At 58.9% G+C, this 6,799-nt stretch carries 4 protein-coding genes and 1 pseudogene; all 5 read left to right on the plus strand.

The window, feature by feature from the left end:
• Positions 1–510 (plus strand): annotated as a pseudogene (locus tag ACOYIE_RS08085) (hypothetical protein); the annotation flags it as partial.
• Positions 510–4,088, plus strand: coding sequence for a helicase-exonuclease AddAB subunit AddA (gene addA / locus ACOYIE_RS08090; protein ID WP_433412164.1), 3,579 nt, complete (start codon positions 510–512; stop codon positions 4,086–4,088). The pseudogene ACOYIE_RS08085 and the gene addA, both read left to right, overlap by 1 nt.
• Before the next feature lie 15 nt (positions 4,089–4,103).
• Entirely contained in the window at positions 4,104–4,481 is a 378-nt protein-coding gene (locus ACOYIE_RS08095; RefSeq protein ID WP_433412166.1) for a hypothetical protein, read from the plus strand.
• Between the two features lies 1 nt (position 4,482).
• Positions 4,483–5,988, plus strand: coding sequence for an IMP dehydrogenase (locus ACOYIE_RS08100; RefSeq protein ID WP_433412168.1), 1,506 nt, complete (start codon positions 4,483–4,485; stop codon positions 5,986–5,988).
• 81 nt (positions 5,989–6,069) lie between these two features.
• Complete coding sequence (locus ACOYIE_RS08105; RefSeq protein ID WP_433412170.1) at positions 6,070–6,744, plus strand: nucleotidyltransferase domain-containing protein; 675 nt, start codon at positions 6,070–6,072, stop codon at positions 6,742–6,744.
• Positions 6,745–6,799: the final 55 nt, after the last annotated feature.

Genomic DNA, 6,799 nt, shown 5'->3' on the forward strand with positions numbered 1-6,799 from the left:
GCCGAGCTTAATGAAATTGTTCCCGCAGGTGTGCTGTATGTACCGGTGCGGGAGGAACTGCCTGACGCGCCGCGCGACATTGATGAAGATGCGCTGCGGGTGATGCGTGATAAGGCGCTGCGGCGGTCCGGGCTGCTGTCGGATGATATGGAGCTGCTGGAGGCGATGGAGCACGGGCTGGATGGGGACGGCCGTTTTATTCCGGTTACCATCAAGGTAAAGAAGGGAGAGGAAGAGCCGAGCCTTGCCGCAAAGTCTGCCGTGGCAGATCTGGCGGGATTTGGGCGGCTGGCGCGCTACACGCATCAAAAACTGCTGGAGATGGGGCGTGAGCTGCGCGCGGGCAGTGTAACGGCAGATCCGTGCAAAAAGGATAAAACCACAAGTTATTGCGACTGGTGCTCGTTCCGTGCGGCCTGCCGGTTTGATGAGACGGCGGGTGACCGCGCACGGTATCTGAAGCGCCTGACGGATGCGGAATTTTGGGAGCAGATGGGAGGAGAAGCGTAATGCCGCAGTGGACAAAAGACCAGCAGACGGCGATCCGCAGCCGGGGCGGTGCGCTGCTGGTTTCAGCGGCTGCCGGATCGGGCAAGACCGCGGTGCTGGTGGAGCGGGTGCTGACACGGCTGACCGATCCGGAGCAGCCGGTTGATATTGACCGGCTGCTGCTGGTGACCTTTACCAACGCGGCAGCGGCGGAGATGCGGGAGCGTATCGGGGCAGCGCTCAGCCGGGCGGTTGCCGCTGCCCCGCAGGATATGCGCCTGCGCCGCCAGCTGTTTTTGGTGCACCGCGCCAAGATCACAACTGTGCACGCGCTTTGCCTGTCACTGGCGCGGGAGCAGGCGGCGGTGCTCGGCATTGCACCGGATTTCCGCCTGATGGACGAAAACGAAGGTAAGCTGCTGCGGGCCGAGGTGCTGGAGGAGGTGCTCGATGCCGCTTACGAACGCGCGGAGGACGGTTTTTTTGCCCTGTGTGATCTGCTGACCGCAGGGCGGGATGACAAAAAACTGGGAGAGGTCATCCTGACCACGTATGAAAAAATTCAGGCGCATCCCGATCCGCGCGCCTTTCTGGCCGGCGTGCGCGAGGGATTGTATGCCCGCGGGATGGACACGCCGCATGGGCGGGTGCTGCGCACGCAGGCACAGGCGGCAGCCGAGCACGGCGCGGCCTTTGTCCGTGCGGCGGCGGATGCAGTTGCCGGGATCGACGAGCTGGCGGACAGTTACCTGCCGGCGCTGACGAGCGACTGCCATCAGGCGGAACGCCTGCTGGAAGCGCTGCGCGGCGGGGATTGGGACACCTGCGTGGAAACGGCGCGGCATATTACATTCGACCGGCTTAAGGCGGCGCGTAAGTTTGAAGATAAGGCGTTTCTGGAAGAGATCAAGGCCATGCGCGAGGAGTGGAAGACCGCAGCAAAAAACATCCGCGACAAATGGCTGACCGTTACAGCGGCTGAGGCCGAGCAGGACCGCGGCCTGACAGCATCCGCGCTGGCGGCGCTGTGTGATATGGTCGAGCGGTTCGACGAGACGTTTTCCGCCGCAAAACGGGCGCGCAATGCGGCGGATTTTAACGATTTGGAGCATTTCGCCGTGCGGCTGCTGTATGACGAGCAAACGCCGTCCGCCTTGGCGCAGACGCTGGCAGCAGGCTATGCGGAGATCGCAGTGGACGAATATCAGGATACCAACGCTGTGCAGGATGCGATTTTCCGTGCGCTGTCATGCGGCGGGCGCAACCTGTTCATGGTGGGGGATGTCAAGCAGAGCATTTACGGCTTCCGTCTGGCTGACCCTTCGATTTTTCTGCAAAAATACCGCACCTTTGCCGAGGCAGATGCGGCGCAGGACGGCGAGCCGCGCCGTGTGGTGCTGGGGCAGAATTTCCGCTCGCGTGCGGCGGTGCTGGACGCCTGCAACTATCTGTTTGCCGCAGTGATGGGCGATACGGCAGGCGGGCTGCCCTACACCGACCGCGAAGCGCTGCATCTGGGGGCGTCTTACTATCCGGATGCGGATGATCCCCGGTACCAAACCGAGGTGCTGCTGGTGGATGCGGAGAAACTCGGCGAGGACGACGATGCGCCGGACAAGACCGCGCTTGAGGCGCGTTTGGCGGCAGCACGCATCCGCTCGCTGCTGGAGGAAGGCTTTCCGGTGACCGATCCGCAGACCGGCATGCTGCGGCCGGTCACGCCGGGGGATATCGTGATTCTGCTGCGCTCGCCGAAAACCAAAGCGCGCACCTATATTGCGGCGCTCGAACAGGTGGGCATTTCCGCCGGTGCGGAGGAGCGCAGCGGCCTGCTGGAAACTGCGGAGGTAGGCGCGATGGTTTCGCTGCTCAGTGTGATCGATAATCCGCGGCAGGATATCGACCTGATCGGTGTGCTGCGTTCGCCGCTGTTTGGCTTTACCGAACAGGAGCTGGCGGACATCCGTCTGGTGAACCGGAAAGCGAGCTATTATGATGCGCTGCTGGCAGCGCGCATGGATTTTCCCAAGGTGGAAACGTTTTTGCAGCGGCTGGACTTTTTGCGTGAATTTGCCTGTGATCAGCCGGTATACCGCCTGCTGTGGGAGATTTATGACGAGACCGGCGCGCTCGGTTTGTATGGCGCGCTGCCGAACGGTGCGCAGCGGCAGAGCAATCTGCTGGCCTTTTTTGAGCGGGCGCGCGCTTTTGAGGGACAGGGCTTTCGCGGGTTGTTTGCCTTTGCCCGCCTGCTGCGCGGGATGCAGGAGAACGGGGAGGATTTTCAGACCGTTGGCGCAGAGACGGCGGGCGGTGCGGTACGCATCCTGTCTATCCACAAATCCAAGGGGCTGGAATTTCCGGTTGTGATCGTTGCGGACTGCGCCAGGCAGTTTAACGAGGCCGATCTGCATGAGCCGGTGCTGGTGCATCAGCATCTCGGCTTCGGCAGCAAGTGCCGCGACCGGCTGCGCGGTGTGCAGTATGACACGGCGGAACGCACGGCGGTTGCCGTGCAGCAGCGGCGCGAGATGGTTTCCGAAGAACTGCGGGTGCTGTATGTGGCGCTGACACGGGCCAAGGAAAAACTTATTTTGACTGCGGCGAGCGGGACGCTGGCCAAATCGCTTGCAAAATGGGCGCAGCTTGCCATGCTGGATGAGCTGCCGCAGTATGCCATGGGGGCGGTGCGTGCGCCGCTGGCGTGGATTATGACGCCGCTGCTGCGCCACCCCTGCACGCGTGATTTGCGGGAGGAATATGGCCTTGCGGTGCCGGAGCATGGCACGGACTGCCGTGCCTTCATGCTGCGGGTATACCGGCCGGAGGAACTGCCTGCGCCCGAGGCGCCGGAAGTGCTGCGCTTTACCGATGCGGAGGCATCGGCCTATGTGGTGGAGCCGCATCTGCGCTATCCGCATGCTTTTTTGGCAGAACTGCCCAGCAAATTGACGGCGACCGGCGTGGGACGTGGATACCGCGCGGAAGAGGCGGCGGAACAGACCCCTCCTCCGCGGCGCGAACCGAAGCTGCGCGCCCCGCTTTTTGCGCAGGGGGAGCGCCGCCTGACGCCGGCGGAAATCGGCACGGCGCACCACCTGTTTATGCAGTTTTGTGATTTTGAAGCGGCGGCAGCACCGGGCGGCGTGCAGCGCGAATTGCAGCGCCTGGCAGAAAAGAATATCCTGTCGGATTTGCAGGCGGCAGCGGTCGATCCGGAAAAAATCGGCGCTTTCTTCCGGTCGGACGTGTACCGTAAACTGATGGCGGCGTATCCGGTGCGGCGGGAATTTAAGTTTTCCGTGCTGGTGCCGGCGGCGCGGTATTTTCCGGTCGCGGCGGCCGCGCCGGAGGAAAAGGTGCTGCTGCAAGGTGTAATCGACTGCCTGATCGATACGCCGGAGGGGTTTGTTATTCTGGACTTTAAGACCGACCGGGTGACGGAAAACAGCATGCAGGCGCGCGCGGAGCAGTACCGTCCGCAGCTGGCCGCGTATGCACTGGCGGTGGAAGAGGTGTTTGGCCGGCCGGCCGTGCGGCAGATGCTGTACTTCTTTTCGGTTGGATGCGCGTGGGAGCCTGGCGAGACAGGGAGTTAAGAACGCATTAATAAAATGGGTATTTTATTGACATGCAAAAAAGAAACTGCTAAAATATCACCGTGCAAAAAAAAAGGACTTCCGAATGGCAATTTTACAGGCCATATCTTTTTGATAAAGCCCACACCTTCATTCCTCATTTCCAATAGAAAGGGTCGCAGAATTTGTCTGCGGCCCTTTCTGCTTTGTAACGTTCGCGGCTGCAATAAGGAAGTTTTTTACAGACGATGCGAAAAGGCGGATATCGGTGCCCCTTTTTGCGCGCTTTGCATAGGCGGCGGCAGTAAAAAACCACAAAATCTGTCGGCTGGCCGCTTTACTTTGCAGGGTAAAAAGGATATAATAAAAGGCAATACAAACTTTGGAAAATGGAAAACGAAAAGGAGAAAATAGTATGGCATTTTATTTCAGCGAACCGTCCCACACGTTCAACGAATATCTGCTTGTACCCGGCTATTCGTCTGCTGCGTGTATTCCGGCAAACGTCAGTCTGAAAACGCCGATTGTGAAGTTCAAAAAGGGCGAACAGTCGGCGCTGTATGCAAACATCCCGATGGTATCGGCGATCATGCAGGCTGTTTCGGATGATCGCATGGCAATTGCGCTGGCGCAGGAGGGCGGCATCTCCTTTATTTACGGCTCTCAGACCATTGAAAGCGAGGCGGCCATGGTTGCCCGTGTCAAGAGCTATAAGGCCGGCTTTATCGTGTCGGATTCCAACCTGAAGCCGGATGCGACGCTGGCAGATGTACTGGCACTCAAAGAGCGCACCGGACACTCCACCATGGCGGTAACAGAGGATGGCACGGCGAACGGCAAGTTGCTCGGCATCGTCACCAGCCGCGATTACCGCGTATCCCGCATGGAGCGCGACGTTAAGGTTTCCGAGTTTATGACGCCGTTTGAAAAGCTGATTACGGCTCCGGCGGACACCACGCTCAAAACAGCGAACGACATTATCTGGGACCACAAGCTCAACTCTCTGCCGCTGGTGGATGAAGAGCAGCGTCTGGTTTATATGGTATTCCGTAAGGACTATGACAGCCACAAGGCCAACTCTCTTGAACTGCTGGATGAGCACAAGCGTTATGTAGTCGGCGCAGGCATCAATACGCGCGACTATGCGGAGCGCGTTCCTGCTCTGGTGGAAGCTGGCGCGGATGTGCTGTGCATTGACTCTTCCGAGGGCTTTTCCGAGTGGCAGAGCCGCACGCTTGCCTGGGTGCGCGAGCATTACGGCGACAGCGTTAAAGTTGGCGCGGGCAACGTGGTTGACCGCGAGGGCTTCCGTTTTCTGGCGGACGCGGGTGCAGACTTTATCAAGGTCGGCATCGGCGGCGGTTCGATCTGCATCACCCGTGAACAGAAGGGCATTGGCCGTGGACAGGCGACTGCACTGATCGAAGTTGCCGCGGCGCGCGATGAGTACTTTGAGGAAACCGGCATTTATGTGCCGATCTGCTCGGACGGCGGTATTGTGCATGACTACCATTGCACGCTGGCGCTGGCCATGGGCGCGGATTTCCTGATGCTTGGCCGCTACTTCTCCCGTTTTGATGAGTCCCCGACCAACAAGGTCAATGTAAACGGCAGCTATATGAAGGAATATTGGGGCGAGGGTTCGTCCCGTGCGCGCAACTGGCAGCGCTATGATATGGGCGGCGATAAGAAGCTCTCTTTTGAAGAGGGCGTTGACTCCTATGTTCCGTACGCAGGTTCGCTCAAGGATAACCTCGGCCTGACGCTGAGCAAGGTTCGTTCGACCATGTGCAACTGCGGCTCGCTTTCGATTCCGGAATTCCAGAAGAAGGCCAAGATTACGCTTGTCTCCGCCACCTCGATTGTTGAGGGCGGCGCACATGACGTTGTACTCAAGGAAACGACCTCTACTTCAAAATAATTCTGTTAAACAGAAACTGTTTTGCAAATTGCCCCGTAGGTTGCTGCGGGGCAATTCTTGTAAAAGCGTGGGAGAGAATCAATGGAAATGGATATAACCCTGTGGATGGAACGTTTTGTCGCCGCGGTTTGTAAAGCGTTTGGCAGTCGGGTATGCTGTATCGGCCTGCAAGGGAGCAGAGCGCGCGGCGAGGCGGCAGAGGACAGCGATATTGACGTTGTTGTTATTTTGGATGCATGGCGCGCGGCAGACTGGGCGATATATGAGGAAATTTTGCACAGTCTGCCCGAGCGGGATAAAGTGTGCGGTTTTGTCTCCGGAAAAGAGGAATTGCTGCATTGGGAACCGTCCGAGCTGTTCGGTTTTTATTATGATACGGAGCCGTGGTACGGGGATTTGGAGGCCCTGAAAGCCTGCTTTGATATGGAGGACGCACGCCGTGCGGTACATATGGGGGCTTGCGGCATATATCATGCGTGCGCGCACAATCGCCTGCATGCAAAGGATTGGACGGTGCTGCGGGAATTATACAAATCAGCGTTTTTTATACTGCGTGCGGCATACTATTGCCGCACAGGGGAGTTTGTACGGCGCAGGGCGGATCTGCTGCCGCTGCTGCATGCAGAGGAGCGTGAAATTCTTGCGGCGGGTTTTGCGGAGACAGAGAATGCAGAGCTGTTTGCCCTGCGGTCAAATCAGCTGCTTGTGTGGGCTGGCGGTCTGATTTGCGGCCGGTCGGGCGCGGAAAGGGGATAACTTCGGTGGGGAAGAAGGTTGTGGAGTTCAAGCGGGAGAGCTATTGGTGCAAACA

Source organism: Agathobaculum sp., from assembly GCF_050946325.1.
In the GTDB taxonomy this organism is placed as follows: Bacteria; Bacillota; Clostridia; order Oscillospirales; family Butyricicoccaceae; genus Agathobaculum.

Coding starts and splice junctions, on each gene's coding strand:
- addA (WP_433412164.1), top strand. CDS start 510: ATGCCGCAGTGGACAAAAGACCAGCAGACGGCGATCCGCAGCCGGGGC.
- ACOYIE_RS08095 (WP_433412166.1), top strand. CDS start 4,104: ATGGGTATTTTATTGACATGCAAAAAAGAAACTGCTAAAATATCACCG.
- ACOYIE_RS08100 (WP_433412168.1), top strand. CDS start 4,483: ATGGCATTTTATTTCAGCGAACCGTCCCACACGTTCAACGAATATCTG.
- ACOYIE_RS08105 (WP_433412170.1), top strand. CDS start 6,070: ATGGAAATGGATATAACCCTGTGGATGGAACGTTTTGTCGCCGCGGTT.